The organism is Streptomyces sp. NBRC 109706, from assembly GCF_000974485.1.
Lineage (GTDB): Bacteria > Actinomycetota > Actinomycetes > Streptomycetales > Streptomycetaceae > Streptomyces.
The window spans coordinates 147,182-172,802 of sequence record NZ_BBOM01000010.1 but is presented as its reverse complement, the minus strand read 5'-3'; the positions used below and the strand labels follow the sequence as shown (position 1 = coordinate 172,802).

Annotated in this window: 23 protein-coding genes and 1 pseudogene; 3 read left to right on the top strand and 21 right to left on the bottom strand. The window is 71.9% G+C overall.

Annotation, left to right across the window (positions count from 1 at the left end; translation table 11 throughout):
- The first annotated feature begins 36 nt into the window (after positions 1-36).
- From AOM46_RS23025 to AOM46_RS23015, 3 genes are read left to right on the top strand one after another with little or no spacing between them, the layout of a single operon-like run.
- Complete coding sequence (locus AOM46_RS23025; RefSeq protein ID WP_062214532.1) at positions 37-906, top strand: toll/interleukin-1 receptor domain-containing protein; 870 nt, start codon at positions 37-39, stop codon at positions 904-906.
- Positions 903-2,897 carry an ATP-binding protein gene (locus tag AOM46_RS23020; RefSeq protein WP_062214531.1) on the top strand — a complete coding sequence of 665 codons (1,995 nt, stop codon included), beginning with the start codon at positions 903-905 and terminating at the stop codon, positions 2,895-2,897. The genes AOM46_RS23025 and AOM46_RS23020 overlap by 4 nt, the downstream gene beginning before the upstream one ends.
- Complete coding sequence (locus tag AOM46_RS23015) at positions 2,894-3,901, top strand: hypothetical protein (RefSeq protein ID WP_062214529.1); 1,008 nt, start codon at positions 2,894-2,896, stop codon at positions 3,899-3,901. The genes AOM46_RS23020 and AOM46_RS23015 overlap by 4 nt, the downstream gene beginning before the upstream one ends.
- Positions 3,902-3,925: 24 nt before the next feature.
- On the opposite strand, the gene AOM46_RS23010 is transcribed toward AOM46_RS23015, so the two are convergent.
- The 21 genes and pseudogenes from AOM46_RS23010 to AOM46_RS22915 all read right to left on the bottom strand — a co-directional run bounded on the left by AOM46_RS23010 (position 3,926) and on the right by AOM46_RS22915 (position 25,441).
- Entirely contained in the window at positions 3,926-4,246 is a 321-nt protein-coding gene (locus AOM46_RS23010) for a DUF4333 domain-containing protein (protein ID WP_062214528.1), read from the bottom strand.
- A 91-nt stretch (positions 4,247-4,337) separates the two neighbouring features.
- On the bottom strand, positions 4,338-5,921 hold the full coding sequence (locus tag AOM46_RS23005; RefSeq protein WP_078857110.1) for a CotH kinase family protein: 1,584 nt from the start codon (positions 5,919-5,921) through the stop codon (positions 4,338-4,340).
- Between the two features lie 2 nt (positions 5,922-5,923).
- Complete coding sequence (locus AOM46_RS23000) at positions 5,924-6,610, bottom strand: DUF4956 domain-containing protein (RefSeq protein WP_062214526.1); 687 nt, start codon at positions 6,608-6,610, stop codon at positions 5,924-5,926.
- Positions 6,611-6,646: 36 nt separating this feature from the next.
- Positions 6,647-7,483: a polyphosphate polymerase domain-containing protein gene (locus tag AOM46_RS22995; RefSeq protein ID WP_234313927.1), complete on the bottom strand. Its 837-nt coding sequence runs from the start codon at positions 7,481-7,483 to the stop codon at positions 6,647-6,649.
- 150 nt (positions 7,484-7,633) lie between these two features.
- Positions 7,634-9,094 carry a cell wall metabolism sensor histidine kinase WalK gene (locus tag AOM46_RS22990; protein WP_062214523.1) on the bottom strand — a complete coding sequence of 487 codons (1,461 nt, stop codon included), beginning with the start codon at positions 9,092-9,094 and terminating at the stop codon, positions 7,634-7,636.
- Complete coding sequence (locus tag AOM46_RS22985; protein WP_062214522.1) at positions 9,091-9,819, bottom strand: response regulator transcription factor; 729 nt, start codon at positions 9,817-9,819, stop codon at positions 9,091-9,093. Before AOM46_RS22985 ends, AOM46_RS22990 begins: the two co-directional genes overlap by 4 nt.
- 71 nt (positions 9,820-9,890) lie before the next feature.
- Positions 9,891-10,370: a gamma-glutamylcyclotransferase family protein gene (locus AOM46_RS22980; protein ID WP_062215150.1), complete on the bottom strand. Its 480-nt coding sequence runs from the start codon at positions 10,368-10,370 to the stop codon at positions 9,891-9,893.
- A 45-nt stretch (positions 10,371-10,415) separates the two neighbouring features.
- A pseudogene (locus AOM46_RS35575) lies at positions 10,416-10,517 on the bottom strand (DNA-binding response regulator); the annotation flags it as partial.
- 54 nt (positions 10,518-10,571) lie between these two features.
- On the bottom strand, positions 10,572-11,792 hold the full coding sequence (locus tag AOM46_RS22975; RefSeq protein WP_062214521.1) for an MFS transporter: 1,221 nt from the start codon (positions 11,790-11,792) through the stop codon (positions 10,572-10,574).
- 3 nt (positions 11,793-11,795) lie between these two features.
- Positions 11,796-12,635, bottom strand: coding sequence for an IclR family transcriptional regulator (locus AOM46_RS22970; protein ID WP_078857109.1), 840 nt, complete (start codon positions 12,633-12,635; stop codon positions 11,796-11,798).
- Positions 12,632-13,861 (bottom strand): CaiB/BaiF CoA-transferase family protein, encoded by a 1,230-nt coding sequence (locus AOM46_RS22965; protein WP_062214519.1) that lies wholly within the window; start codon positions 13,859-13,861, stop codon positions 12,632-12,634. Before AOM46_RS22965 ends, AOM46_RS22970 begins: the two co-directional genes overlap by 4 nt.
- Positions 13,862-13,927: 66 nt before the next feature.
- Positions 13,928-15,082: a thiolase family protein gene (locus AOM46_RS22960; protein WP_062214518.1), complete on the bottom strand. Its 1,155-nt coding sequence runs from the start codon at positions 15,080-15,082 to the stop codon at positions 13,928-13,930.
- A gap of 3 nt (positions 15,083-15,085) precedes the next feature.
- The gene (locus AOM46_RS22955; RefSeq protein ID WP_062214517.1) at positions 15,086-15,496 is read right to left on the bottom strand and encodes a Zn-ribbon domain-containing OB-fold protein; all 411 of its coding nucleotides are present in this window, start codon (positions 15,494-15,496) and stop codon (positions 15,086-15,088) included.
- Positions 15,493-16,713, bottom strand: a complete 1,221-nt coding sequence (locus AOM46_RS22950; protein WP_062214516.1) for an FAD-dependent monooxygenase — start codon at positions 16,711-16,713, stop codon at positions 15,493-15,495. The genes AOM46_RS22955 and AOM46_RS22950 overlap by 4 nt, the downstream gene beginning before the upstream one ends.
- A gap of 74 nt (positions 16,714-16,787) precedes the next feature.
- Positions 16,788-17,642: an ABC transporter permease gene (locus AOM46_RS22945; protein WP_078857107.1), complete on the bottom strand. Its 855-nt coding sequence runs from the start codon at positions 17,640-17,642 to the stop codon at positions 16,788-16,790.
- The gene (locus tag AOM46_RS22940) at positions 17,639-18,520 is read right to left on the bottom strand and encodes an ABC transporter ATP-binding protein (protein WP_062214514.1); all 882 of its coding nucleotides are present in this window, start codon (positions 18,518-18,520) and stop codon (positions 17,639-17,641) included. Before AOM46_RS22940 ends, AOM46_RS22945 begins: the two co-directional genes overlap by 4 nt.
- A gap of 66 nt (positions 18,521-18,586) precedes the next feature.
- The gene (locus AOM46_RS22935; RefSeq protein ID WP_062214513.1) at positions 18,587-19,396 is read right to left on the bottom strand and encodes an alpha/beta fold hydrolase; all 810 of its coding nucleotides are present in this window, start codon (positions 19,394-19,396) and stop codon (positions 18,587-18,589) included.
- Complete coding sequence (locus tag AOM46_RS22930; RefSeq protein WP_158920561.1) at positions 19,393-20,448, bottom strand: ABC transporter substrate-binding protein; 1,056 nt, start codon at positions 20,446-20,448, stop codon at positions 19,393-19,395. The genes AOM46_RS22935 and AOM46_RS22930 overlap by 4 nt, the downstream gene beginning before the upstream one ends.
- Positions 20,449-20,731: 283 nt before the next feature.
- The gene (locus tag AOM46_RS22925) at positions 20,732-21,448 is read right to left on the bottom strand and encodes a hypothetical protein (RefSeq protein ID WP_062214511.1); all 717 of its coding nucleotides are present in this window, start codon (positions 21,446-21,448) and stop codon (positions 20,732-20,734) included.
- A gap of 95 nt (positions 21,449-21,543) precedes the next feature.
- Positions 21,544-23,154: a class I adenylate-forming enzyme family protein gene (locus AOM46_RS22920; protein ID WP_158920559.1), complete on the bottom strand. Its 1,611-nt coding sequence runs from the start codon at positions 23,152-23,154 to the stop codon at positions 21,544-21,546.
- A 253-nt stretch (positions 23,155-23,407) separates the two neighbouring features.
- Positions 23,408-25,441, bottom strand: a complete 2,034-nt coding sequence (locus AOM46_RS22915) for an FAD/NAD(P)-binding domain-containing protein (RefSeq protein WP_067226495.1) — start codon at positions 25,439-25,441, stop codon at positions 23,408-23,410.
- Positions 25,442-25,621 lie beyond the last annotated feature (180 nt).

Sequence of the window (25,621 nt, the reverse complement as noted above, 5' to 3'; positions counted from 1 at the left end):
TCACCCCCCGACCCACCCGAGAGAGGGAACCTCGCCATGCCCGAAATCTTCATCAACTACCGCACCATCGACGGTAAGGAAATCGCCTACCGAATCTATGACGAGCTGACGCGACGCTTCGGCGAGGGCCGGGCGTTCCTAGCCGGCCAGTCGATCCCCAAGGGCGACAACTATGAGAGCGCCCTCGACCGGGGCGTACGCCGCAGCGAGGTGCTGCTGGTCCTGATCGGCTCCCGCTGGCTGGACGCGCCCGAGCGCGACCGGCCCGACCGGCGCGCCCTGGACAACGAGCAGGACTGGGTCCGCCGGGAGATCGAGGAGGCCATCAGGTGCGGGCTGGTGATCCTGCCGGTGCTGATCGGCAGGCATGTCGAACAACTGGACGCGAGGCGACTGCCGTCGAGCATCGCGCCGCTGGCCGAGTGCCAGTACACGCGGTTCGCGCTGCGCACCGCAGCCCATGACCTGCGGGAACTCGGCGACGAACTGGTCAGGATCGTCCCCGATCTCGCCACGACCGACCGCGACGCCCCCGCCCAGGGCGACGACCGACCGCGACCCGGCGACGACGGGAACGACAGAAGGAACGGGAGCGCGGACGGGGCGTCGCAGTTCAGTACCGCGCAGGACAACAGCGGAACGCTGATCGGCACCTCCCAAGGCCCGGTCCACTCGGGTACGGGCGATCTGGTGCTCGGAAACCGGGTCAGCGGCGATACCTACCACGGTGACCGGATCGGAACCCAGGTTCGCGGCGACCAGGTGAACGGGGACCAAGTCGCCGGCGGTCAGGTGAAGGCCGACCAGGTCAACGGCCAGGTGCTCAGCGGTGGCCAGGGCGATGCGTCGGGCAGCCAGCTGCACTTCGGCCCGGTCCGAAACCGCGACACGGGGGAGGACGCATGACGGGGGACGCCCGGACGTTCATCGGCAACACCGGCTTCGCCAACACGGGCTCCGGCCATGTGACGTATATCCAGGGCGTGATGGCCGAGACCCTGGAGCGGCTGGGCCGGCCGGGTCGTGATCCGCGCACGATGGCCGGCCGGAACCTGCGCTGGCTGCGTGCCCGGTTCGTGCCGCCCTCCGGCAGCGCCAGGGCCCGCCGCCGGCTGGGGGAGTGGCACACCGTCGCCCTCGCCGGCCCGCCAGGAAGCGGACGGCGGACCACCGCATGGATGCTTCTCCACGAGTTGGCTCCCGACGGCGACGACATCCACGAGATCGATCTGGGGGAGGAGGACGAGGGCAGCGCGCTGGACGCGCGGACGATCGGCCGTGGCGACCGGCTGCTGCTCGATCTCTCCGGCAGCGACATCCCCCAGTTCCTGCGGGCACAACGCGAGTTGACCGGCTTCCGCGCCGTGGTGGAACGACAGGACGCGCATCTGGTCGTGGTGCTGCCGCAGCACGCCGAGGGCCATGTCGACCCGGAACTGCGGCCCGTCGAGGTGACGATCCAGCGCCCTCCCCCTCACCACGTGTTGGCGCGCTATCTGCGCCGCGCCGGCATCACCCCGAAACCTGACGAACTCGACCTCCCCGAACTGGCCAGCTCCTCGCTCGCCGAAGTCGCCGATCTGGCACGACTGGTCGACGAGGCGCGCGGCGCCGACCCCGAGGCGACCTTCCAGGACTGGCTGCGCGCCGCTCGGAACCGGCTCTCCGAGGACGGCTCCCTGGCCGCGACCTTTGTCGCCGGCCTGCCCGACGGGCGGCGCCGCGCCCTGGCGTTGACCGTGGCCCTCTTCCACGGCGCGCCGCCGGAGATCATCCACCGCGCCTGCACCGAGCTGCTGAACCTGGTGGACCACACCAGGGACGACCGGCCGCGCTTCGACCGGACCGATCTGGGCGCGGAACTCGGGAAGATTGGGGCGTTGCCGGGGCGGGACGGGCGGACCCGCTTCGCGAAGACGGTTCGGGAGACCGCCGTCCTCCACCACTTCTGGACCTACTTCCCCGACCTGCGGGGCGCCGTCCAATGGTGGGTCGAGCAGTGCCTGCGGCACCTTCCGCTGGACGGTGCGGAACGGGCGCCCGTGGTCGCCCGGTTCGCCGAGCAGGTGCTTCGATCAGATGAGCCCGTGCGGCTCGTCGATGTGGCCGGCGGGTGGACAGGCCGCGGTTCCGACCGGCGCCTGGTGCCGGACGCCACCCAGGCCCTGGCCATCGGGGTCAGGCACCCACGCCACGGCCGGGCCGTGCGCCGGAAAATCCTGGAGCGTGCCAGGGAGCCAGGACTGTCCGAGCCTTTCCGGCTGGCCCTGGCCCTGGTCTGCTCCGAGGTGATGGCGGTGCACCACCCGGACCAGGCGCTGGTCCGGCTGCACCATCTGGCCCGGGCCGAGGCCGACTTGCCTCGGCGCCCCGCCTGGGACGCGCTGCTGGGGCTGGCCGCCGAGGGGCCGCGACGCTGCGCCCAGCTGCTGCAACGCCTGCTCCGCCATATCGGGGACGGTGCGGCGCACCTCACGGCCGACCGCAGGATTCTGCTGGCACTCACCGGAACGATCGCCGCACGACCCGCGCTCTGCGCCGACGACACCGTCCAGGAACCGCTCGTCCTGGGCTGGGCCGAGGCCCTGGGACATCTGCCGCACCAGGAGTGGGAGCCCCCCGTCCGGCGCTGGTTGGCCGCCGTGCTGGAGGCCGAAGGCCAGCTGGGCGACTGCCTGGTGACCACCCTGGCCACCGCTGGCGCGGCAAGCCCCCGTGCCGTGGGCCGCATGTATGTGATCTCCCGGACCTGGGCCAACGAGGTCCCCGAGGAACGTACGGCACGACGTCCCGTCGCCGACCACCTTCGCCGCGCCCTGGACACGGCACAGGGGCTCGACGCCTGGACCCGCCCCGCGCCGACCCCGAACCACCACACCACGGAGAATGTTCGATGAGTTCAGGACACCGCACCCTCACGGTGTTTCTCGCCGTCCTCTACCTGTTGGTCGCCTCGATCCTCGGCCTCGTCACAGGGTGGCCCGGGTGGCTGTGGCCCACGCTGGGCGGAGCGCTGTTGCTGGGCGCCGGCGTTCTGCTGGCGCTGACCGGCGGGTCGCGCGACCGGATGCCGCAGGAGAACGCCCTGGAACAGCGGGTGAGCCAGGTCGCCCTGCCCAGCGCGGAGCCCGACTACCAGTTCCTGTTCTCCGCCACGGTCCGCTGGCTGCCACACGAGGTGGAGGGCATGGCCTACTTCGATCCGGGTGGCCTCGCCGTGCGGTCTGTGCTGATGCGTGCCAAGGCGTTCACCTCCCGGCAGGATCCGGCGGACAGCAGTCTGGCCCAGCACCACCTCAACGGGGTGCTCGGGGTGATGGAGACGGACCCCTCCGGACGCGTACTGGCCATGGCGAGAAACGTGACGCTGACGCTCAGCGAGACTGACCAGGACCGGCTCAGCAAGCTCTCCGCCGTCCGCAAGGACGAGGAGGTCTGGGAGCACGAACGCAACTACGAGCGCAGCAAGCGGAGTTACCTCAGCCAGGACGTGCTGAAGGACCCGGGCAGCGCGGTGGTCTGGTGGTTGGCCAGGAACGACGACGAAGTGGAGGGAACAGTGGACCGGATCGGGCTGCTGGCCCGGCTCTCCGCCGCCGCCAACAACAGCGAGGTGCCGTCCCCGTTCTACGAGTGGGCGCTGCCGCCCGCCCCCGAGCCGGTCGCCGAGGACGCCTTCACCCCCGAGGAACCGCCGGTGGCCGGCGCGGAGCGCGTCGTGGACGCTCTGGCCGACTGGCTTCGGATCGGCGCGGACGACCCCGATATCGCCCTGCTGGCCGACCGGTTGGCCGATCTGCTGCGCGCCGAGGACCGAAAGGAGGAGGCGGACGAACTCGCGGATCTCGTCGCCCCACCGCCGGAAACCGGCGAGTGGGACGACGGGACCGCGTCGGAGTAGCGTCGCGGGGTGCCGCTGCCCGGGCTAGAAGGTTTCGTCGACCTGGATGTCGAGTTCCGCGTTGGTGCCCTCGACCGCGGTCGCGGTGACCGTTACGCCGATGGTGTCGCTGCCGGCGGTCACTTCGCAGCGGACGGTGGCGCCGACCTCGGCCGGTAGGTCCTCGGCGCAGGTGACGTCGTCGGGGGTCTGGCCGGTCTCCTCCGTCAGGGCGGCCGAGACCTTCTCGGCGACATTCTCCTTGTCGATGGTCGGGTCACCCGACGAACAGCCGCCGGTGAGCAGCACGGTGAGTGCTGCCAGGGTTGTTCCCGCCGCTATCCGGCTCCGACTGATACGTCGCATGGTGGTTCTCCGCGCTCTTTGGGATGTTCTGTGCGTACCGAGACGTTAGAGGCGGGGGAATGGTTCTGGGACGGGAGTCTCGTATGTCGGATTACGCGGCCGGTCGGGTGCGGCCCTGGCCGCCACGGCCACCGCCACCGCCACCGCCGAACATCGAACTCTCCTGGGGCGTCTCGGAGATGGTGGAGAGCTGGGTGGCGAGCTGTTCCCCGGCCTCGGCGGCGCCGTCGTCGCCGGCGTTGCCGGCCTGCTCCGTCAGGGAGTCCAGGAGGTCCAGCGCCACCCCGTCGTCGATCAGTTCCTCGCGCAGTTCGGCATAGGCCCGCTCGTAGAGTTCCTGGAAGGTGTCGTCGGCGAGGAAGCGTTCCTTCAACGCGCCGCTGCCCCTGCCGCCGCCGGCCCCCTCTTCGGGGAGTTCCATCCCTTCGGGGAGTTCCCTGTCGCCGGGAGGGACCATGCCTTCGGGGGGTTCGAAGCCCTCGGGGAGTTCCATGCCGTCCGGCAGCTCCATGCCTTCGGGGAGTTCCATGTCGTCCGGAGGGTCCATGCCTTCGGGCGGGTCCGTGTCCTCGCCGCCGCCCGGGGTGCCCATGGAGCCGAGCGCCAGGTTGAGGTCCCAGGAGAGGACGGTGAACCGTTCGTTGTCGGTGTCGTACCAGAGGTAGTAGTTGTTGCCCGGGCCGTCCATCGCGTCGCCGTTGGAGATCAGGGCCTGGGTGGCCAGATAGCGGGCGAAGGAGTCCACGTCGAGGTGGTTCTCCAGCTCCGTGGCGAACTCCTCGTCGTCGGCGTCGGCCACGAACTGGAGGAGCCGCATCACCGGTGTCAGATCGTAGCTGCCCTCCGCGTTGACCTGGCGGAACGCCTCCTCGTAGTCGGTGGGGTCGTCGCCCAGGTAGTCGAGTGACCCGCCCGCGCGGGCCTTGTAGAGGACGCCGTCGCCCAGCTCCGCCGCCCAGGGTTCGTCGGGCGACTCCAGCAGCAGCCGGGGCACGGAGTCCCCGCCGTTGACGGCGACCGAGGTGAAGGTGAAGTCCTGGGTGGCCTGTCCGTCGGCCGCCGTCAGGGACAGGGCCAACGCCTCGTTGAGCGCGGTGTCCGAGGTGGCCGTGCCCGGGCGCAGCGCGATCTCGGTGCGGCCCTGGAAGGCCCGTCCGCTCTGGTACTCGTCGAAGCTGATCAGCCAGGGCAGGTTCTCGGGCTCCTCGTCGGAGAGGGTCGTCCCACCGGGGCCGCCGGCACCGAAGCCGCCGCCCTCGCCGGCGGCGCCGTCGCCGTCCGAACGCAGGCTCATCAGCGTGGAGTTGCCCTTGAGCCGCAGCCCCACGTCGTTGAGCACGGTGCCGTCGATGACGATATCCGCGCGGATGAACTCCTTCTCGCCCTCCTCGCGGAAGACGCGCAGCATCTCGGCGTACTCGTCCTCGTTGAAGGTGATCTCGATCTCGTGCTCCCCGTCGTCGAAGAGATCGCCCTCGCCCTCGATGTTCTGGGTGACGGTGTCCTCGGCGACCAACTCCGAGCTGACATAGGGGCGTACCCGCATCCCGCCCAGCACCACGGCGAGGAGCAGCACGACGAGCGCTGCGCCGGCCAGGGCCTTCCAGTGGCGCCGCAGCCGGAGCGGAACCAGGTGACGCCAGGGGCGACGTCGCGCAGTTGAGTGGCCGGCCATGGTCACAGGTCCGTCTGGTCGTAGCCGGTGAGTACGGCGACCTTCTGGCCCGCGTTGAGCCCGCGGAGCGCCTGGACCAGTTCGGCCGGCTTCACGTTCTTCCTCAGCCGGGTGGTGTACGCCATCTCCAGGATAATTCCGCCGCGCACGGCCTCGGTGCTGATCAGCTCGTGCTCGTCGGCGTAGCGCAGCAGCACGTCGTCGACGCTCGGGCCGTAGTCGTAGTCGTCCGCCGGGACCTGGATCTTGACCACCTGGCGCTGCACCTGGAGCGCGAACCAGTTGAACTTGTGCATCAGTAGGACCACGGTGCAGATCAGCACGGTGGCTATGGCGGCCAGCGCGTAGAAGCGGGTTCCGCAGGCCATGCCGATGGCCATCACCAGGAAGATGAAGCCGACGTCCCTGGTCTCCTTGATCGCGTTGCGGAACCGCACCACGGACAGGGCGCCGACCAGGGCGAAGGCCCGGGCGATGTTGGAGCCGACCACCAGCATGATCAGGGCGATCAGCATCCCCAGGATGATCAGGGTGTGCACATAGCTCTGGCTGTAGGAGATGTTGCGGTGGGTGGCCCGGTAGGTCCACGCCACCACCAGGCTGGCGGCGAAGGCGAGGGCGAGGGCGACCGTCACGTCCAGCACGCTGAAGGTGCCGGAGAGGTCGGTGATCCCGAAGTCGAGTTCCATACGGGGTTCCTTGTCTGGTGGGGGGGCAGGCCGGGTCTAGCGGTGGGTCCGGACGGGCGCCTCCGGCGCGGCGGTCTCCGGCGCGGCGACCGGGGGTGCCGGCGGCGCCTCGCTCTCCGGGACGTGGAAGACGGAGCGCGGCGCGTGGCCGAAGGCCTCCACGCTCTGGCAGTACTTGGAGATGCGCTGCACCTGGAGGCCGAACCTGGCCGCGAGGTCGGTGATCCAGTACGGGACCCGTTCGTTCGCCTTGACCTCCATCACCACCAGATGAGGGCTGATGATGTAGCGGCTCTCGGCCTCGGCGCGCAGGTCGAAGTCGCGGTCCCGGCCACGGACCCGGTGGTCGAACGTCACCCGAAGCCCCAGGTCGGCGTGGGTGCCCACATAGGGTTCACGCCGGTAGCCGGTCATGGCGACCGGGCGCAGGTCGAGCCGCTGGATCAGCTCCAGCACCTCGTCGACGAAGCCCTGGTCGGCGTCCGGATGCGCGATCCGGCGCCGCCCGTCGCACAGCTCGCCGGCCAGGTGGTACGGCAGCAGCACCCGACGCTTCTGGGTGACGCGGTTCACCCGCTGTTTGATCTCGACGGAGACCGGGGTGTCGTCGGGCGCCGCGCCGAGCGGGCCGTAGCGGCGGATGCGCAGCTTGCGGCGGAACCGCAGGCCCTCGATCTTCTCCCAGTAGAAGCGCAGTCCCGTGGTGTCGTAGTACACGCTCCAGACGCCGTAGCCATGCGCGCCCGCGTTGCCGTCGGGACGCATCCGGGCGGCGATCTCCTCGCGGATCTCCTCGACCTGGGTGGCCGGGACGAGGTACTTCAGTTCGTAACGGTTGAAGGCGTGCAGTCGGGACGTGCCCGGCGGCGACATAGCGGCTCCTCTCGACATCGTGGTGATCCGAAGACGAATGGAACACGACGAGTGTGGGAGAACCCGGAGAACTTCCTGAGAGAACCCTGAGAGCCCGCCGTGCGGGCCGCCCGTGAAGCGGGCCGCCCGCGACGCGCCCGCCGGGTCGGCTCAGCCGAGGGGCAGCACCACGGTGAAGACGGTGCCCCGGCCCGGCGTCGAAGCGACGGACAGCCGGCCGTCGTGGGCGGTGACAAACGCCGCGCCGATGGCCAGGCCGAGACCGGCGCCGCCGCGCCCCTGGGGCGAGTTGGCGCGATAGAACCGGTCGAAGAGCCGGGGGAGTTCGTTGGCGGGGATGCCGGGGCCGCTGTCCCGGACGGTGATCACGGCGACCTCGGCGACGCCGGCCGGCAGGGTGCCCACCGTCGAGGGGCCGGGCGGCGGGGCCTGGGCGGCGCGGCGCACCTCCACCAGCACCGGGGTGCCGGGCGGGGTGTGGACGAGGGCGTTGCCCACCAGGTTCTCCAGCACCTGGCGGATCCGTTCGCTGTCGGCCACCGCCAACACCGGCTCGGGCACCCGGAGTTCGATGCGGGCGCCCGGCTCCCGGGCCCTGGCCGCCTGTGCCACGCGCGTCGCGATCTCCCCCAACTCCACGTCGGCCGGCTGGAGATGGGGGGTCTCGTCGAACCGGGAGAGGATCAGCAGATTGTTGACCATGGTGCTCATGCGCTGGGACTCCTCCTCGATCCTGGACATCCAGCGCTCGGTGCGCGGGTCCTCGGCGACCACCCCCCGCGCCCGGCCCTGCCGGTGCAGTTCGGCGAACCCGAGGATGGAGGAGAGGGGGGTGCGCAGCTCGTGGGAGGCGTCCGCCACAAAGCGCTTGGTGGTCTCGGCCGACCGGTCGCGCTCCCCGATGGCCCGGGCGAGCTCGCCGAGCATGGTGTTGAGCGCCGCGCCCAGCCGGCCGGTCTCCGTCGCCGGGTCCTGCGCCGGCACCCGGCGGTCGAAGTCGCCGCCGGCGATGGCCTGCGCCGTCCGTTCGATCTCGCGCAGCGGCCGCAGCTGGAGGCGGACCGTCGCCACCGCGCCGGCCCCGAGGGCCAGCAGCAGGGCCAGACCGACCACCGTCTCGATGATCAGCAACCGGTCGAGGGTGTGCTCCACATCGTTCAGGGACCGCGCGGTGATCCGCACCCCGCCGTCCGGTTCCGGCGTGGTCAACACCCGCCAGGAGCCGTCGCCCTGGGTGCTCGGGACGGTGAAGGGTTCGCCCCCGGCCGCGCGCAGCCCTTCCAGGTCCCGGTCGGCGAGGTCGGGCAGCGCCTCGTCGGACGAGGTGCGGCCGACCACCCGCGCCACCTCGCCGGAGGCGTCCAGCTGGATGCTCCGCAGCTCGGTGGGGAACGGCGGGGGCCGCTCCTCGACCGGCTGGGACGGGGCCGGGCCACGGCTGGCCGGCAGGGCGGCGAGCTGGTCGTCCACCTCGGCGATCAGCGAACGGCGCAGCAGCACCGTGCCGGCCGTGCCGAAGGCGAGCAGGCCCAGCGTGGTCAGGCAGAGCAGGGTCAGGGTGAGCCGGGCGCCGAGGCCGCGCGGCCGCAGCCGGGGACGGCCCCCGTTCACCGCCGGTCCTCCCTGGTCAGCCGCAGGCTGTAGCCGACGCTCCGCACGGTCTGGATCAGCGGGCGGCCCAGGGAGTCCACCTTGCGCCGCAGATAGCTGATGTAGGTCTCCACCACCCGGGTGTCCTCGGTCCCGCCGTGCCAGACCTGTTCCAGGATCTGGGACTTGGTGACCGTCCGGCCCGAGTTGACCAGCAGATAGCGCAGCAGGGCGAACTCGGTGGGGGAGAGCGCCACCGGACGGCCGGCCCGCCGCGCCTCGTGCGCGTCCTCGTCCAGCTCCAGATCGGCGTAGCGCAGCGGCTCCGCCCGCTCCTCGGCGCGGCCCGTGCGGCGCAGGATCGCCCGCAGCCGGAAGACGACCTCCTCCAGGCTGAACGGTTTGGTCACATAGTCGTCCGCGCCGGCCCGGAAGCCGGCGAGACGGTCCTCGACGGTGTCCCGGGCGGTGAGGAAGAGCACCGGCAGATCGGGGAGGAGGCCGCGCAGATCGCCCACCAGCGCCAGACCGCTGCGGTCGGGCAGCGTCACATCCACCATCGCGATATCGGGGGCATGGGCGTCGGCCGCCCGTAGCGCCGCGTGGGCGTCGGCCGCGCCACAGGTGGTGAAGCCGTTCAACTCCAGTGAGGCGGTGAGGAGTTCGAGGATATTGGGATCGTCCTCGACGATCAGGATCCGGGCCGGCCCGCCGGGGGGTTCCTCGGGTGTGGCATGCGCGTGCATGGACCGATCCTGTCCCAAGGGCGGGCGCGGGCGCCGAGGACACCCCCGGGAACGTGCGGCCGGGCCGCCGGTCACGGCCTGCCACGGCCGGTGGCGAGCGCGGTCAACCCCGGGGCGATCCTGGCGCAGCGGGCGGCGTAGGCCGGCAGATGGCGGGCCGTGAAGAGGTCGATGTCCCAGTTGTCGGCGCGTATGTCGCCGCCGGTCCAGAGGTAGGCCCAGGCGGGTTCGCCGGAGGCCAGGGCGAGCACGGTCCTACGGTACTCCTCGCCCTCGAAGGCGTCGAGCACGGCGTGTTCCAGGGCGCTGAGATCCGTGAGCAGCTGACCGGCCGCCGTGCCGCCGGCGGCGGGAACCAGCCCGGGGTAGATCCGCCCGTCCAGCGCCGCCGCCCGCCAGCCGTGCACGGCGGACGGTGTCCGGGCCGGTATCCGGCCCAGGAGCGCTTCGAGCACGGGCGCGAGCCGCAGCGTGCCGTAGACGAAGAGGCCGGCGGGGTCGTCCGTGGCCGGCCGCGGTTCGGCCGTTGAACGTGTGGTCGGTGACGGCATGCGGGGCCCTTTCCGTCGTGGGTGGGGTGGGTGGCGCCAGGCCGGGGGATCGGGGCGGACCAGGCCCGTACGGTAGACGATGACGACGAGCTGGGCCCGGTCGCGGGCCTCCGGTGTGCCCATGGCGCGCTGGAGATGGGCGCGGACGGCCGACAGCCGGCGGGCCGGGACCAGCGGGGTGTCCGCACGGGTGCGCACGCACTACAGGTCCGCGCCCGGGCCCCCTCGGGTGTGGGCCAGTGCCCGGTGGGCCAGGGGCGCGGCGGCGAGGAAGCAGCCGACGGTCCAGAGCCAGCCGGCGAGATAGCTGCCGAACCAGGCCAGCAGCCCGCCGAAGACCAGCGGGCTGACCATCAGGCCGAGGAAGAACGCGCCCTGGACCCGCGCCGACGCCCTGGGCACCGCCTCGGGTGGGCTGTCGTGGACCACCACCAGCATGGCGAGGCCGTTCCAGGACGCCGAGCTGAGCCCGGCGAGCACCGCCCCCACCCACAGCGCCCAGGACCCCGCCCACTGCGCGCCGGCGATCACCAGCGCCGCGACGGTGGCGCCGCACGCCAGATCGCGCAGCATGGTCAGACCGCGCGCCGCCGGCCGGGGCGAGCGGTCGGCGATCCCCGGCAGCCAGATCCTGGCCACCACCGCGACCAGGCCGACCAGCGCGAACTGGGCGCCGGCCAGCCGGATATCGAGGCCGAGCCGCTGGTGCCCGTAGACCACCAGATAGGTGTTGACGCTGGCCGCGCCCGCGCCCATCAGCGCCGCATAGCCGGTGAGCGGCGCCAGCCAGGGCCGGGCTGCGGCGCGCCCCGACCGGGCGGCCCGCTCCCGCCGCGCCGGGCGGCCGGCGCCCAGGTCGGCCCGCCGCGCCAGCACCAGCGAAAGGGCCAGCAGACAGCCGCCGGTGCAGCACAGCACGGCGGCCCGCCAGCCGACGCCGAGCGCCACGGCGGGCAGCAGCGCCCCGGTGAGAAAGGCGGCGGCCTGCACACCCGACTGTTTGATCCCGATCAGCGAGCCGTGCGGCCGGGGCAGGGCCACGATGACCAGATTGGTCGCCGGATTGGCGGCGGCAGCGGCGGCGCCGGCGACCAGCAGTCCGGCGATCAGCCAGCCGAGCCCGGCAGAGCCGGCCAGCAGCGCGGTGCCGGCCGCGCCGAGGCCGGCGGAGAGCAGCATCCCGCCGACGCCGCCGAGCGCCGCGACCCAGCGGCCCATCAGCGGGGAGAGCCCCGCCGCCGCCAGGTAGTAGCAGGCGGTCAACAGGCCGAGCGCCGAGGGTTCCAGACGGAACTCGGCCAGCAGGAACGGGCCGAGCGCCCCCAGCAGGAACTGGGTCAGGCTGGCGCTGACCATCACCGCCGCCAGCAGCAGGGCGTTCGCACCCCAGCCGGCGCGCGGCCGTGCCGCCTCGGCGGACACCCGTCAGCCGTTCGCGCCGTGGGCGGCGCTGACCGCCCTGGCGCAGCTGATCACATCGGCGGCCACCTCTTCCAGGTGGTCCTCGGGATAGCGGAAGTCGGGGATGGTCAGCGCGATATCGCCGATCACCCGGTGGCGGTCGAAGATCGGCGCCGCGATGGCCGCCGCGCCCGGCACCCGTTGGCCCCGGGAGACGGCGTAGCCGTCGGCCCTGATCCGCTCCAGCGCGCGGTCCAGCGTCTCCCGGTCGGGCACGGTGCGCTCGGTCAGCGCGGGCAGCCCCCGCTGGTCGAGGACCCGTTCCCGGTCGGCCTCGCACAGGAACGCCAGGATGGCCAGGCCGGTCGCCCCGGCGTGCACCGGCAGCCACTTGTGGAGCTGTTCGGTGTAGCGGATGGGCTGGGTGGACTCCACACAGGCGGCGACGAACAGCTCCATCCGCTGGTAGTCGTAGATGTTCATCAGCGCCGTCTCGTCCCGCCGGCCTACCAGCTCCTGGAGCATCGGCCTGGCGGCCCGCCACAGCGGGAAGCTGTCGGTGGCCACCCTGGCCAGCCGCAGGAAGTCGAAGCCCAGCAGATAGCGGCCCGTTGCCGGGTCCCGGCGGACGGCGCCCTCGTCCTCCAGCATGCCGAGGGCGCGGTGCGCGGCGGACGGTGGCATGCCCAGATGGTTCGCCAGCTCGCGCACCCCCCAGTCGTCGCCGCTCTCCACCAGGCAGCGCAGCACCTGGAAGGCGCGGCCCACCGGGCTCTGGCCACGTTCCCTCGGCTCGCCAGGGGCGTGCGGTCCCGGCCCACGGGGGGAGGCGGGATCGGGGTGTGGGGGCCGGGTGGTGGTCACGAGCGGCCTCCGGCGGCGGTGGTGGTGGTCCGGCCGAGCACCGAGGCGATCAGCTCGTCGGGCGCCTTGAACTCCCGCAACACCTCCTCGGTGTGCTCGCCCAACCTTGGTGGATAGCGCAGGGGTTGGTCGGCGGCCGGTTCGGCGAGCTTCACCGGGTTGCCGGCCAGTTCGATCCGCCGCCCGGCCGCCTCGTCGGCCAGCTCCACCACCATGTCGCGATGCCGCACCTGGGGGTCGGCCAGCGCGTCGGCCACCGAGTTCACCGGCGCGCAGGGCACCCCGGCCGCGCTCAGCCCGGCCAGCAGCTCCGCCGAGGGACGGGCGGCGAACGCGGCCTCCAACAGGGCGTCCAGCTCGGCCCGGTGGGCCAGCCGGCTGCCGTTGTCGACGAACCGGGGATCGGCCGGCAGCTCGTCCCGGCCCAGCACCCCGCACAGTCCCCGCCACATGGCCTCGGTGTTGGCGGTGACGATCACGTCCTGACCGTCGCCGCAGGTGAACGAGCGGTAGGTGGGGATGCTGAGATGCCCCCTGCCCTGGGGGCCGGGCACCTGACCGGAGAGTAGGTAGTAGGCGGCCTGGTAGGTGAGCATCGAGACCTGGGCGTCCAGCATGGAGACGTCGAACCGGCTTCCCTCGCCGGTCTGTTGACGACGGTAGAGGCCGGCGAGCAGCCCGGTGGCGGCGAACATGCCGGCGGCCAGGTCGCCCACGGGTATCCCGGCCCGCACCGGTGGTCCGCCCTCCTCCCCGGTGATGCTCATCCCGCCGGAGAGCGCCTGGATGATGGCGTCATAGGCGGGCGCGTCGCGACGCGGCCCCTGCTGGCCGTAGCCGCTGATCGAGCAGAGCACCACGCCGGGGTTGGCCGTCCGCAGCGTCTCGTAGTCCAGACCGAGCCGGTCGAGCACCCCGGCCCTGAAGTTCTCCACCACGGCGTCGCACCCCTCGACCAGCCGCAGCAGGGCGGACCGCCCGGCCTCGGACTTGAGGTCCAGGACCACGCTGCGCTTGTTGCGGTTGACGCTCAGGAAGTAGGCGCTGTCCTCCGCCACAAAGTGCGGTGGCAGCCGCCGGGTGGCATCCCCGGCGGGCGACTCGACCTTGATCACATCGGCGCCCAGATCGCCCAGGATCAGCGTGCAGTAGGGGCCGGACAGAAAGGTGGTCAGATCGAGTACCCGGAGGCCGGCCAACGGACCCGCGGACGGTTGGGTCGTCATCAGTAATCCCCTGCTCGGTCGCGACGTCAGGACTTCGGAACTTCAGGACTTCGGAACTTCGGCACTTCAGGGTTTGGTGAGGATGTGGACGCAGGAGGCGCCGTGGTCGAACCCGGAGATCCCCCCGCCGCTGCAGTGCGTCATCGCCACCCTCGGCGCGCGGACCTGCCGGTCGCCCGCCTCGCCGCGCAGCTGCCAGACGGCCTCGCAGATCTGCGCGACGCCGGTGGCGCCCACCGGGTGGCCCCTGGACAGCAGGCCGCCGCTGGGGTTCACCGGTATCCGCCCGTCGAGCGCGGTCTCCCCCCGTTCCAGCAGTTCGGCCGCCTCCCCGGGGCCGCACAGTCCGAACGACTCGTAGTACATCAACTCGGCGCTGCTGAAGGCGTCGTGCAGCTCCACCAGGTCCAGATCCTCCGGGCCGACGCCGGCCTGTTCGTAGGCGGCCTCGGCGGTCCGCCGGGCCAGATCGCTGTGCGCCATATCGCGGAACCCGGTCTCGAACTGCCCGGACAACAGCACCGAGGCGTCGATTCTGGGCCCCGAGGCACCGTGCCGGTCCCTGGCCGTGCCGGACATCACCACCAGCGCGGCGGCGCCGTCGCTGACCGGCGAGCACATGGGCAGGGTGAACGGATCGGCGATCGGCCGCGCCGCCAGCACCTCGTCGACCGTGCTCTCCTTGCGGAAGTGCGCATAGGGGTTACGGGCCCCGTTGTGCCGGGACTTGACGCTGACCCGCGCCAACGCGGAGACATCGGTGCCGGTCTCGTACAGGTAGCGGTTGGCGCGCATGGCGTAGACGCCCGGCATCACCATTCCGGCCCGCACCTCGGGGTCGGTGGTCTCCAGCGGGAGGGTGCCGCCGCCGAACCTGGTGAGATGGTCGACGCCCATGACCAGCACGGTCTCGGAGCGTCCCGAGCGGATCGCGGCGATGGCGTCGCGCAACGCGGTGGCGCCGCTCGAGCAGGCGTTCTCCATGTTGCTCACCGGGATGCCGGTGAGGCCGAGGCGGCCCAGCACCCGCTGTCCCGCCATCGGGCCGCCGTAGCCGGTGCCGCAGAACGCCTCGTCGATGTCCTCCCGGCCGAGCCCGCCGTCCGCGAGCGCCCTGGTCACCGCCTCCCGGCCCAGGCTCTCGAAGTCACGGTCACGATGCTTGCCGAACGGGGCCATACCGACCGCCGTCACATAGATGTCCTGATCCCGCTGGGACATGGCTCAGCCCTCCTGTCGGACGAAGTACGGGGCGTGCAGCGGCTCACCCTGCGCGGTGTGGCCGATCACCCGGGGGACGGCCAGCACCTGATCGCCGATCGCCGGCGTCGGCGGCTCCTCGGCCAGCCGGCCCAACACCCGTGGCCCGTCGTCCAGATCGACATAGGCCAGGGTGTAGGGGGTGGGGAACCCGGCGGGCGCGGTGTGCACCCGGGTGTGGGTGTAGACCCGGCCGCGGGCGGGGATCGGCACCCGGGGCAGCGGCCCCTCGGCGCCACAGCGGTGGCAGTGGTCGGCCGCCGGATAGGCGTGGTTGGCGCACCCGTCGCAGCGGGAGGCCACCAGCCACCAGCCGCCGTCGCGCCGCTGCCAGTCGGCCGGATGGTCGGTACCGGACACACGGGCCTCGGTCATGACAGGGACTCCTCGGGCATCGGGGGAACGGGGGTGGCACGGGTCAGCTCCGCCGTCCACGGGTCGTAGCCGTACACGGCCGCGACGGGTCCCGCCTCCCGCATGAAGGTGTTCTTGTGGGACTCCGTCTGCATCCAGGCGGTGCGCGGTATCCGGGTGGCCTGGTAGTCGGCGAGCGCCCGGTCGGGATCGTCCGGCGATTCGGCCAACGCCCGGCCGAGCAGCACCGCGTCCTCAAGGGCCATGGCGGCGCCCTGCGCCATGTAGGGCACCATCGGATGGCAGGCGTCGCCGAGCAGCACCACCCGGCCCCGGCCCCAACTGTCCATCGGCGGACGGTCGCAGAGCGCCCATTTGTAGGTGCGGGTGCCGTGGCCCAGGACCCGGCGCACCGGCTCGGGGAAGTCGGCGAACGCGGCGCGCAGTTCGGCCGGATCGCCGTGCGCGGACCAGGACTCGTCCGTCCACTCGTCCTCGGGGACGCTGGTCACGTAGTAGATCTCGCGCCCGCCGTTGATGAAGTAGAGAACGATATGCCGGTCCTCGCCCCACCATTTGGCGAAGTCGTCGAGACCGGCGATGTCGAGCCCCTCGGTGGGGATCACGTCCCGGTAGGCGACCCGGCCGGTGAACGTGGGCTCGTCGGGGCCGAACAGTTCGGCCCTGACCCGGGAGCGGATGCCGTCGGCGCCCACCACCAGATCGGCCTCGGCGGTGGAGCCGTCCTGGAAGCGCAGCCCGATCCGTTCGCCACGGTCGTCGAGCCCCACCAGCCGCTTGCCGAGCCGCACGGACCCGGCGGGCACGGCGGCGCTGAGCGCGGCGTGCAGATCGCCCCGGTGCATCTGGATGAACGGCTGCCCGTAGGCGGTCGCCGCGCTCCTGCCGAGCGGGAACTCGTGGCGCAACTCCCCGGTGCCGGCGTCGTAGTTGCGCCACGATCCGGGCAGCGAGGCATGACGCCGGACGGCCGGCAGCACCCCGAGCCCCGCGAGCGCCGCGGTGGCGTTGGGGGACACGTTGATCCCCGAGCCGATGCGGTCGAACCGGGCGGTGCGCTCGTAGACGGTGCTGGCGATGCCCCGTTGGCGCAGCGCCCGGGCCAGCGCCAGGCCGCCGATGCCGGCGCCGACGATGGCGATCTCCGGCCCGTCCCCCCGACCTCCCGGTCGGCTGGTCCCTGGTCGTGGTCGGCGTGACTGGTCGCTGCTGTGCACCGGAGACTCCCCTTCGGTTCGTTGTCGGTATCCGCTCATGGCCGCTGTCTCTCCCCTGAGCTGTTACTGCTCGGCTATTTCTGTTCGGCCCAGGGCGCCAGCCACTGGCCGAGGGCGTTGAAGGCCCACGCGGACAGGCCGCCCACCACGCCGACGATCGCCAGGCCGACAAACATCGCCGGGACGTCCAGGACCTGCCAGGAGTTCCAGATGAAGTAGCCGATGCCGTCGTTGGACGAAAGGAACTCGGTGGAGACGACCAGGATCAGCGCCTGTCCGAAGCCCAGCCGCATCCCGGCCAGGATGGACGGCAGCGCGGCCGGCACCACGACCCGCCGGAACCGCGTCCACAGCGGCAGCCGGAAGGCGGTGGAGACATCCCCGTAGACCGGGTTGGACTGCCGGACGCCCAGCGCGGTGTTGATGGCCAGCATGTAGAACACGCCGAGCGCCACCAGCGCGATCTTGCTGGCGTCGCCGATCCCGAAGAAGATGATCATCAGGGGGAAGAGCGTCAGCTTGGGCAACGGGTAGGTCGCGTTGATCAGCAGGTCCAGGGCGTCGCGGGCGAGCTTGGACAGGCCCATGGCCAGGCCGACGACAAAGCCGGCCAGCGCGCCTATGGCGAAGCCGGCGAACAGCCGCACGCCCGAGACCGACAGGTTGTGCAGCAGATCCGACCGCTGTTCGGCGTCGGTCACAAAGGCGGCGGCCTGGTCGGCCACCTCCGTCGGCGGCGGGAAGAACCGCGCGTCCAACGCCCCGGAGCGGGACAGCACCTCCCAGAGCAGCAGCAGCGCCACCGGGGTCGCGACGCTCAACACCAGCCGGGTCACCCGGGCGCGGCGGCGCCCGAGGCGCAGCTCCCGGGAGATCTCCGCCACCACGGCCGACTGTGCCCTCGGCGGGCGCTCCGTCATCGTGGTCATCGCGCCGCCACCCGTCCCGCGCTGCCGGAGCCCGAGCCGACCGGCTCGACGGGCCCGGCGGGCTCGTCGCGGCCCGTGCCGGCCAGCGACTGGCCGACCTGGTCGGCCACCATCTGCCAGAGCCCCATGGTGAGTTGGCCGAACTCCGCGCGCTGGCGGACCTCGGTGACCTGCCGGGGGAAGGAGAACGGGATGCGCTGGTCGAGACAGATCCGTCCCGGGCGGGCGGACAGCACCACCACCCGGTGCGCCAGCGTCACCGCCTCCTCGATGTCATGGGTGACATAGACGATGGTGGAGCCGGTGTCCTCCCACAGCCGCAGCAGCTCCTGCTGCATCACCAGCCGGGTCTGGGCGTCGAGCGCGGCCAACGGCTCGTCCATGAGGAGGAGTCGTGGCCTGGTCGCCAGTGCCCTGGCGATGGCGACGCGCTGCCGCATGCCGCCGGACAGCTCGTGCGGGTAGGCGCCGGCGAAGTCTGCGAGGCCCACCAGGCCGAGCACCCAGCCGACCCGTTCCTCGGCCTCGCCCCTGGACAGCCGGAGGCTGGACAGGCCGAGCCTGACGTTCTCCGCGACGGACATCCAGGGCAGCGTGGAGTCGGTCTGGAAGACCGTGGCGCAGCGCAGCCGGTCCGCCGGGCCGGTGGACCGCTCCTCCCGCCAGTCCACCCGGCCGACAAAGCCACGGTCGAGACCGGCCAGGATGCGCAGCAGGGTGCTCTTGCCGCAGCCGCTCGGCCCGAGCACCGCCAGGATCTGGCCGCGTTCCACGGACAGGGTGATATCGCGCAGGGCCTCCACTGTCTCGTCCCTGCGGGTCAGGAAGACCTTGGTGAGTTCACTCACCGTCACGGCAAAGGGGTTGGGATCGGCCATGGCATGCCTCTCTCGGTCAGTGCTTCGGTCGGTGCTTCGGTCGGTGCTTCGGATGTGCGGGTGTGCTCAGTTCCCGACGGGCCGTGGCCCGGGGGCGGCGAGCGGTCCGCCGGGTGCCAGTGCCTCGGCGATCAACCCGGCGAACGCTTCCGGGCGTTCCAGCGGCGCCAGATGGCCGGCGCCGGCCAGCTCGGCGTAGCGGGCCCCCGGGATCAGCGCGGCCAGCTCCCGGCTCGCGGCCGGCGGCGTCGAACGGTCCGCCGCACCGCACACCACCAGCGCGGGAATCCGCAGCGCGGGGAGGAACGGCCGGGCGTCGAAGGCGCCGATCGCCCGCCAGGTCCAGGCGTGCGCCACCGGCTCCGCGCCGGCCAGCCAGCGCCGCACCCGGGCCACCGTCCCCGCGTGCGCCCGGCGGAACCCGGCGGAGAACCACCGTTCCTCGGTCTCGTCGAGCACCGCTTCGAGCCCGCCGGCGAGGGTGCGTTCGGCCCGCGCCTCGACCGCCCGGCGCAGCGGTGGCGAGGCCCAGGCCACGGTGTCCGCCAGCACCAGGCCGTCCACCAACTCCGGATGTCTGGCGGCGGTGAGCTGGGCGACCATCCCACCGAGCGAGAGACCCACCAGCACGGTGCGGGCGCCGGCCTGCCGGCCGGCCAGCGCCCGGGCCACCTCGTCCGCCAGCCGCTCCAGCTCCGGGGGCCCTTCGACCGGCGGGCGGGAGCCGTGCCCCGGCAGGTCGAGGGCCGTCAGCGAGCAGGACGTCGGGCCCCGGCCCGGGGCGAGCCGCCCGAGGCCGGGTACCAGCTCCCAGACCCGGGAGTCCAGGCCCACCGGATGCAGGGCGACCAGCCGGACGGGCGGGCCGGCCGTCACGACTCCTCCAGGGCGGCGACGGCGGCCTCGGCGAAGCTGCTGTCCACCATGTCGGCGACGTCGATGGGCTCCCGCAGCAGGTCCTGCTCGACGAAGAAGTCCTGCAGATGGCCGAGGTAGTCGACGTTGACCAGCTGGTCGGGATGGAGCCCGCCGGGGGACGCCTGGCGCACCAACTCCGGCGGGACGTCGGCCCGTTCGGCGATCAGCTCGATCACGTCCTGGTCGACCTCGGCCTGGCCGAAGGCCGCGTTGTAGTCGCGGACCCCGCGCACATAGGCGTTCATGAAGTTCTGGGCCGTCTCGGCGTCGTCGATGAAGTCCTGGCCGTAGACCAGCGGCACCAGGGTGATGCCCTCGGGCGGCACCACCTCCAGCAGGTCGGAGACCAGCTCGGCGTCACCCGAGTCCAACGCCTGGGCGAGGAACGGCTCCAGCATCACCGCTCCGTCGATGGCGCCGCTGGAGAGGGCGCCGGACATGTTGGCGTAGGACAGCTCGGTGACCTCGATGTCGTCCAGGGTCATCCCATGCGCCTCCAGCAGGTCGTTGAGCAGCAGATAGGCGCCCGACGCGGTGGCGGAGACCGCGACGGTGCGGCCCCTCAGGTTCTCCAGCGACTCCTCGGTGCCCGCGCCGACCAGTTCGGGCCTGGCCACCAGCCGGGTGGCGGAGAAGCCCTCGCGCAGGCTCTGCTTGTCACCCACCACCTGCATGTCGATGTTCTGGGTGAAGGCGCTGTAGAGGCCGGGCGTCACCGAGATGCCCGCCGCGTCCAGCTGTCCGGTGGCGATCGCGTTGGTGAGCGCCGGGCCGCTGTCCATCCGCTCGAAGGTGACCTCGATGCCGGCTTCCTCGAAGTAGCCGCGCTCGTCCGCCAGATAGAGCCCGGCGTCGGTGAGGCCACCGACCGAGCCGAACCGGACGGTGGTCAGCCCGTCCTCCGTCTCGCCGCCGCCGGTGGCCGGGCCCCCGCAGCCGGCGATGACCAAAGCGGCCAACGGAAAGATCGACAGTCGGTGCAGGCGTGCCCTGGCCGGTGTTCCCATCATGGTCCTCTCCCGCGACTTCACGCCCTCGGCGCCGTTCCGTTAAACGGAACAGTTGTTCCGTCTTTTGGGGCGGACCAGGCTGCACCCGACCCCGAAGCGGGTCAAGAGGGTGAACCAAGCGAATATCGCCCGTAATCGACCGGACGCGGCGCGTGTCCCCGGGGGAGGGCGGGGCGGATGCGGGTGGCCGGGCGCGCCCGTCGCGCCCACGGCTGGAGAACAACGGAAGCGGGACCCGCCGGACGAATCCGGCGGGTCCCGCTGCTGTTTTTCGTTCAGTCGGTCAGAACTTCTTCCACGGCGAGGAGCCCTCGGCGATGAACTGGCGGCGCAGCATCACCAGATAGACGATGTCCAGGAACAGGATGGTGGTGTAGAGCACCATCATGCCCCAGCGGTCCGGGTAGAAGAGGATGTACAGAATCGACGAGGAAAGCGTCCCGAAGAGCTTGCCGAGGCCGATGTACATCGTCTGGCCGACCGTGGACTTGCGCTTGGTCAGCATCAGGATGAAGCAGTAGCTGATGAAGGCGTTGAGCGTGAACGCGGTGTAGCCACCGATGTCGTCGCCCAGGTCCCGGTTCATCAGGATCATGATCGCGTAGGCGAGGACCAGCACACCGGCGAAGATCCACAGGAACTGCCGCTGGGTGAGATGCGGATAGTCCTTGCGACCGAATTTGATGCCCTGCCAGATGATCAGGATGTCGAGGAAGAACCAGGCGATGTTCACATAGTGCTGACCGGTGAACGGCGGCACATAGACGAAGGAGTAGGTGAACTCCCAGCCGAAGTTGAAGAACAGCGGGACCAGCGGCATCGCGAGATAGCGGTCCTTGAAACCGCGCCGGATGATCCAGAAATAGGTGAGCATCCAGGGTATGCCGCCGGTGAGCACCAGCAGCTGGAGGACAAAGGAGTTGACCTCCTCACGGTCCTGGAGAACGGGTGGGGGAGAGGGGAAGCTCACCGACAGCATGTCGATGGTGGTAATGAGCACGGCTCAGTCTTTCCGTTCGGTCTCTCGTGTGGTGTCGGGAGGAGTGCGTCCGCCGCCCGGCGGACGCGCCGGCAGCGCCCCGGCCGCCGGCGGTGTCAGGTCCACTTGCCCGTGCCGAAGCCCTCGGTGCCGCCGACGATCCGTTCGCGCAGCTCCAGGCGGCGCACCTTCCAGGTCGAGGTCCGGGGGATGTCGTCCCAACTGACGAGGTGCGGCTCCTCCATCGGGGGCAGGCCCTCGCTGGCCCGCTTCCACTCGTCGGGGCTCAGCTCGCCGTCCGGCATGCTGACCACGGGCACGGGCAGCCCCTGCGGATTGGGGAGGACGACCACCTCGTGCGCGCGGTCGAGCCGTTCCAGCAGCAGGCCCTCGGCCTCGATGCAGCTGATGCCGGGGATACGGTCCACCTCACGGTCGACCAGGGTGACCCTGCCGCGCGCGTCGAAGCGCCCGAGGTCGCCGGTGTTCCACCAGTTCGCGGCGGTCTTCTCCCGCCAACGCTCCTCCTCGCCCAGGTAGTTGACGCAGCGGCTGGCGCTGCGGACGAAGACGATGCCCACCTCGCCCCTGGGCAGGGCCGGCTGCTCGGCCGAGCCGGCCACCTTCACCTTGGATCCGGGCGCGCGGCGGCCACCGGCGGCCAGGGCCGGGTTGCCAGGACCGAACTTCCGCATCGAGCGTCGGGTGTAGGTGCTGAACGCGATCACCGCGGTCTCGCTCTGCCCCCAGCCCTGACTCCACAGCGGCAGCCGCCTCTTGGAGGCGTTCAGGAACCGGCGCACCGTCCGCGGATGGATGGCGTCGAAGGTGCTGATGTACTGCCGGACGCGGGAGAAGACCTCCGGATGGGTCCGGACGATGTCCTCCCAGAGCTGGTACATGTTCGGATGCGCCTCGAAGAGCGTGGGGCGCCGGTCGCTCAGCACCCGGGCCACGTTCTCCGGGTTGGCCTCGGAGATGATCACGATCTCCCGGGAGGGGCAGGCCAGCACCCCGGAGGTCCAGGAGACGTTCCTGCCGTGGTTGAACGCCGTGCAGTTGACCACCACGTCCTTGGCCGACGGGGTCCACGGGGCCCAACGGATCCGCTCCAGACGCGGGGCCTCCCGGCAGAGGGTGGTGGCCGAGTGCACCACCAGCTTGGGCACCCCGGTGGTGCCCGAGGTGTGGGTGGCGATCATCGGCTGGTCGTCGGCGACGGGGGACGCCGGCGGGACGGGCGCGTCACGGTACTCGTCGAGCGGGGTGGCGTCGGAGTCGGCCGGCGGCTCGCCGATGGAGACGATCCGGCTCTCCTGGCCGCCCAGGTCGACGCCGTCGTCGAGGGCGCCCCTGATGACCTCGGGCGAGGCGAGGACCGTGCGCGGGTTCAGCCGGTCGAGCATCACCCGCAGCGCCTTGGGCGGCACCTCGGCGGAGATCATCGCGGGGAACGCGCCGATGCGCGCGGCGGCGGCCGCGAGCAGCACGATGTCGTAGTGGTTGCGCTTGACGACGGCCACGTTGTCGCCGGGCCGCACCCCGCTGGCGTGCAGCCAGCCCGATGCCTCGGCGACTAACCGGGCGAAGCCGGACAGGGTCCAGCCGACGCCACGGTCCGGCGCGATGTCGAAGGGACGGTCCAGGGTGAACGCCTGCTGGTGGTGCGCGGCTTGGGTCTCGAAGAGCAGACCGATGTTGAATGAGCCCTGTGCTCTGGTGGGCAAGGTCCCTCCTGGGTCGTAGTCGTCGATGTGCTGGAACGAAAGGTCCGTTCGGCGATCACGGAACGCGGCACCGCCTGCCCACGTTCGGTCGGGGCGGCCCGCCCGGAAGCGCGCGCGGGCCGCGTCGACGCGCTCCCCGAGCACAGCCCCGACCCCGCTCCCGGGAAGGTGGGGCGTGCGCGGGGGACCGGCGCGTCCCTGCGCCTCGGGTCCCCGGAAGCGGCTCCACCCGTGGCAGGCTGGCCGCAATCCTTCAGGTGGCAGATGCGCCGCGGCTATGACAATCACCTGTCAACTCCCGGTCCGTTTCCGCCGCCACCTCCCCGTCCGCCGTTGCGTCGGCCGTTGCGTCGGTTGCCAGGCCGAGCACGGTGCGGGCGACGGCGTCGGAGTCGGTCAGCGTCACCGAGCCGACGCCCGGACGGATACCGGCCGCCGTCACCCAGTGCACCGACTCGGTGGGCACCCCCAGCGCGAACCGCCGTGGATGGGGGCGGCCCCCGGCGTCCACCACGTGATAGGGCCGCTCGGTCACATCGAGGCCGCCGGTCGGATAGCTCCCGCCGGCCTCGGTCGGGATCCGGTACGGGCGGCACCGGCCGGATTCGAGCAGCTGACGCAGCAACGGGTCCGCCGTCCGCGACAGGTCCACCACGGGCAGCCGCGCCTCCACCAACACCCGCGCGCGCACCCGGGAGCCGGGCACCAGCGGGGAGTCCGCGACGAACTCGCCGGTGGCGGCCGAGGCCGTCACCCGGAGCCCGGGGCCGACCACCCGCAGCACCCCCGCCTCGATCAGCGCGGCCATCTCCGCCACCCGACGCACCGGCGGCCCGATGGACAGCAGCGCGTTCAGCGGCGTGTACCAGCCGTCGACGTCCCGCTCGTAGGAGTCGCCCGACACCCCGCCGTGGTCGATGGCGAGCCGGATCTCGTTGCGCAGATCGCGCAGCACGTCCAGCGCCGACTTGCGGGGGCTGGCCAGGTTCCCCCGGCGCGCCTCGGCGATGTCCGCGCGCAGGTACCCCAGGAGCCACCGGTGGAACTCCTCGGGGCCGGCGAAGGTCCGCGCGCCCCAGGGGCGGGTGAGCGCGTCCCAGTCCCAGCGGTCCCCGGGCGCGAGGCCGTACCGGCCCAGCACCCGGTCACGTTCCCCGGTGCCGAAGGGCGCGGCGGCGTAGTCGGCCCGGAACCGCTCGACCTCGGAGAGCCGGCCACGCTCGGCCAACAGCCCCTGGTAGTAGACCAGTTCGACCTCGGTGGCGATCAGCGGCCACAGTGTCTCGCGGAAGTTCAGGCCCACATCGTCGGCCGCGGTCCCGGCCCGCAGCTTCAGGGCCCGCTCGGCGGTGAGCAGCAGCGGCTCGTGGCGGCCGTAGGCGCCCTTCTGGTTCTCGCCCCTGGCGTGGTAGGGGATGCCGCCGCGTGAGCCCGCGTGGAGCAGCGGCTCCTCGCCGGAGGGCTCGTAGACGAGACGTCCGCCGGCGTCCCGGTAGCGACCGCCCCTGCCCTCGGTGAGGAGCGCCATATGGTCGAAGAAGTTCAGGCCAAGGCCCCGCAGCAGCACCGGTTCCCCGGCGGGGACGGCGGACGGATCCAGATCGGCGGGGTTGGCCGGGGGCGTGTACCGCAGGCGGTGGGTGGCGGCGAAGCCGGCCAGGGCGGACTCCTCCGGCTCCGGCAGCAGCGGCAGATGCCCCTGGGTCAGCACCACCGCGTGCAGTTCCTCCAGGGTCCGGCCGTCCGCCAGCCGCACCCGCTGCCGGGGCCCTGGGCCGGGCTCGTCGGACAGGGCGACGGCCCGCTGCCGGTGGACGTCGATCCGCACCCGGCGCGGTGCCTTGTCCACGATCCGCGCGAACACCCAGCGGTAGTAGGCCCCGCACAGCGCCCGGCTGGGGTAGTCGTCCGGGCCGAGTTCCCTGGCCTCGCGCAGCAGTTCGCCGTCGAGGCCCACGTCCTCGCGCGGTTCCAGCAGCCCGGCGGCCCACTCGTACAGGCTGGGTCCCGGCTCCAGCGGTCCCTCCATCACGACGGTCTCGTCGGTGAACGCCGACACCTGGCTGGCCACCGTGTTCATCAACAGCCGGCGCGACTGGTCGACCCGCCAGACCTGCCCGGCGCCCGGCGGATGGGGGTCGACGACATGCACGGTCACCCCGCCGGGAGGCGCCTCGTGCCGGGCGTTGGCGCAGATCCGCTCCAGGACCGACAGGCCGCGTGGGCCCATACCGATGACGCAGACCCGCAGGCGCTGCTCCGGCTCGGCTCTCCCGACCTCGTTCATGGGCGTGTCCGTCCTCGGTCGTCCGCGATATCGCTCGATCGCGGTCACTCGATCCCTCGGCCAGGGGGAGCCGGTGGGAGCCAGACTCGGCAGCGCACAGGGGCCGCCGGTCCGTCACCCTAGAAACGCCCTCCGCGACACCGCTATAGCAGGGGCTTGTAGGCGACAGTTGACGCCCCA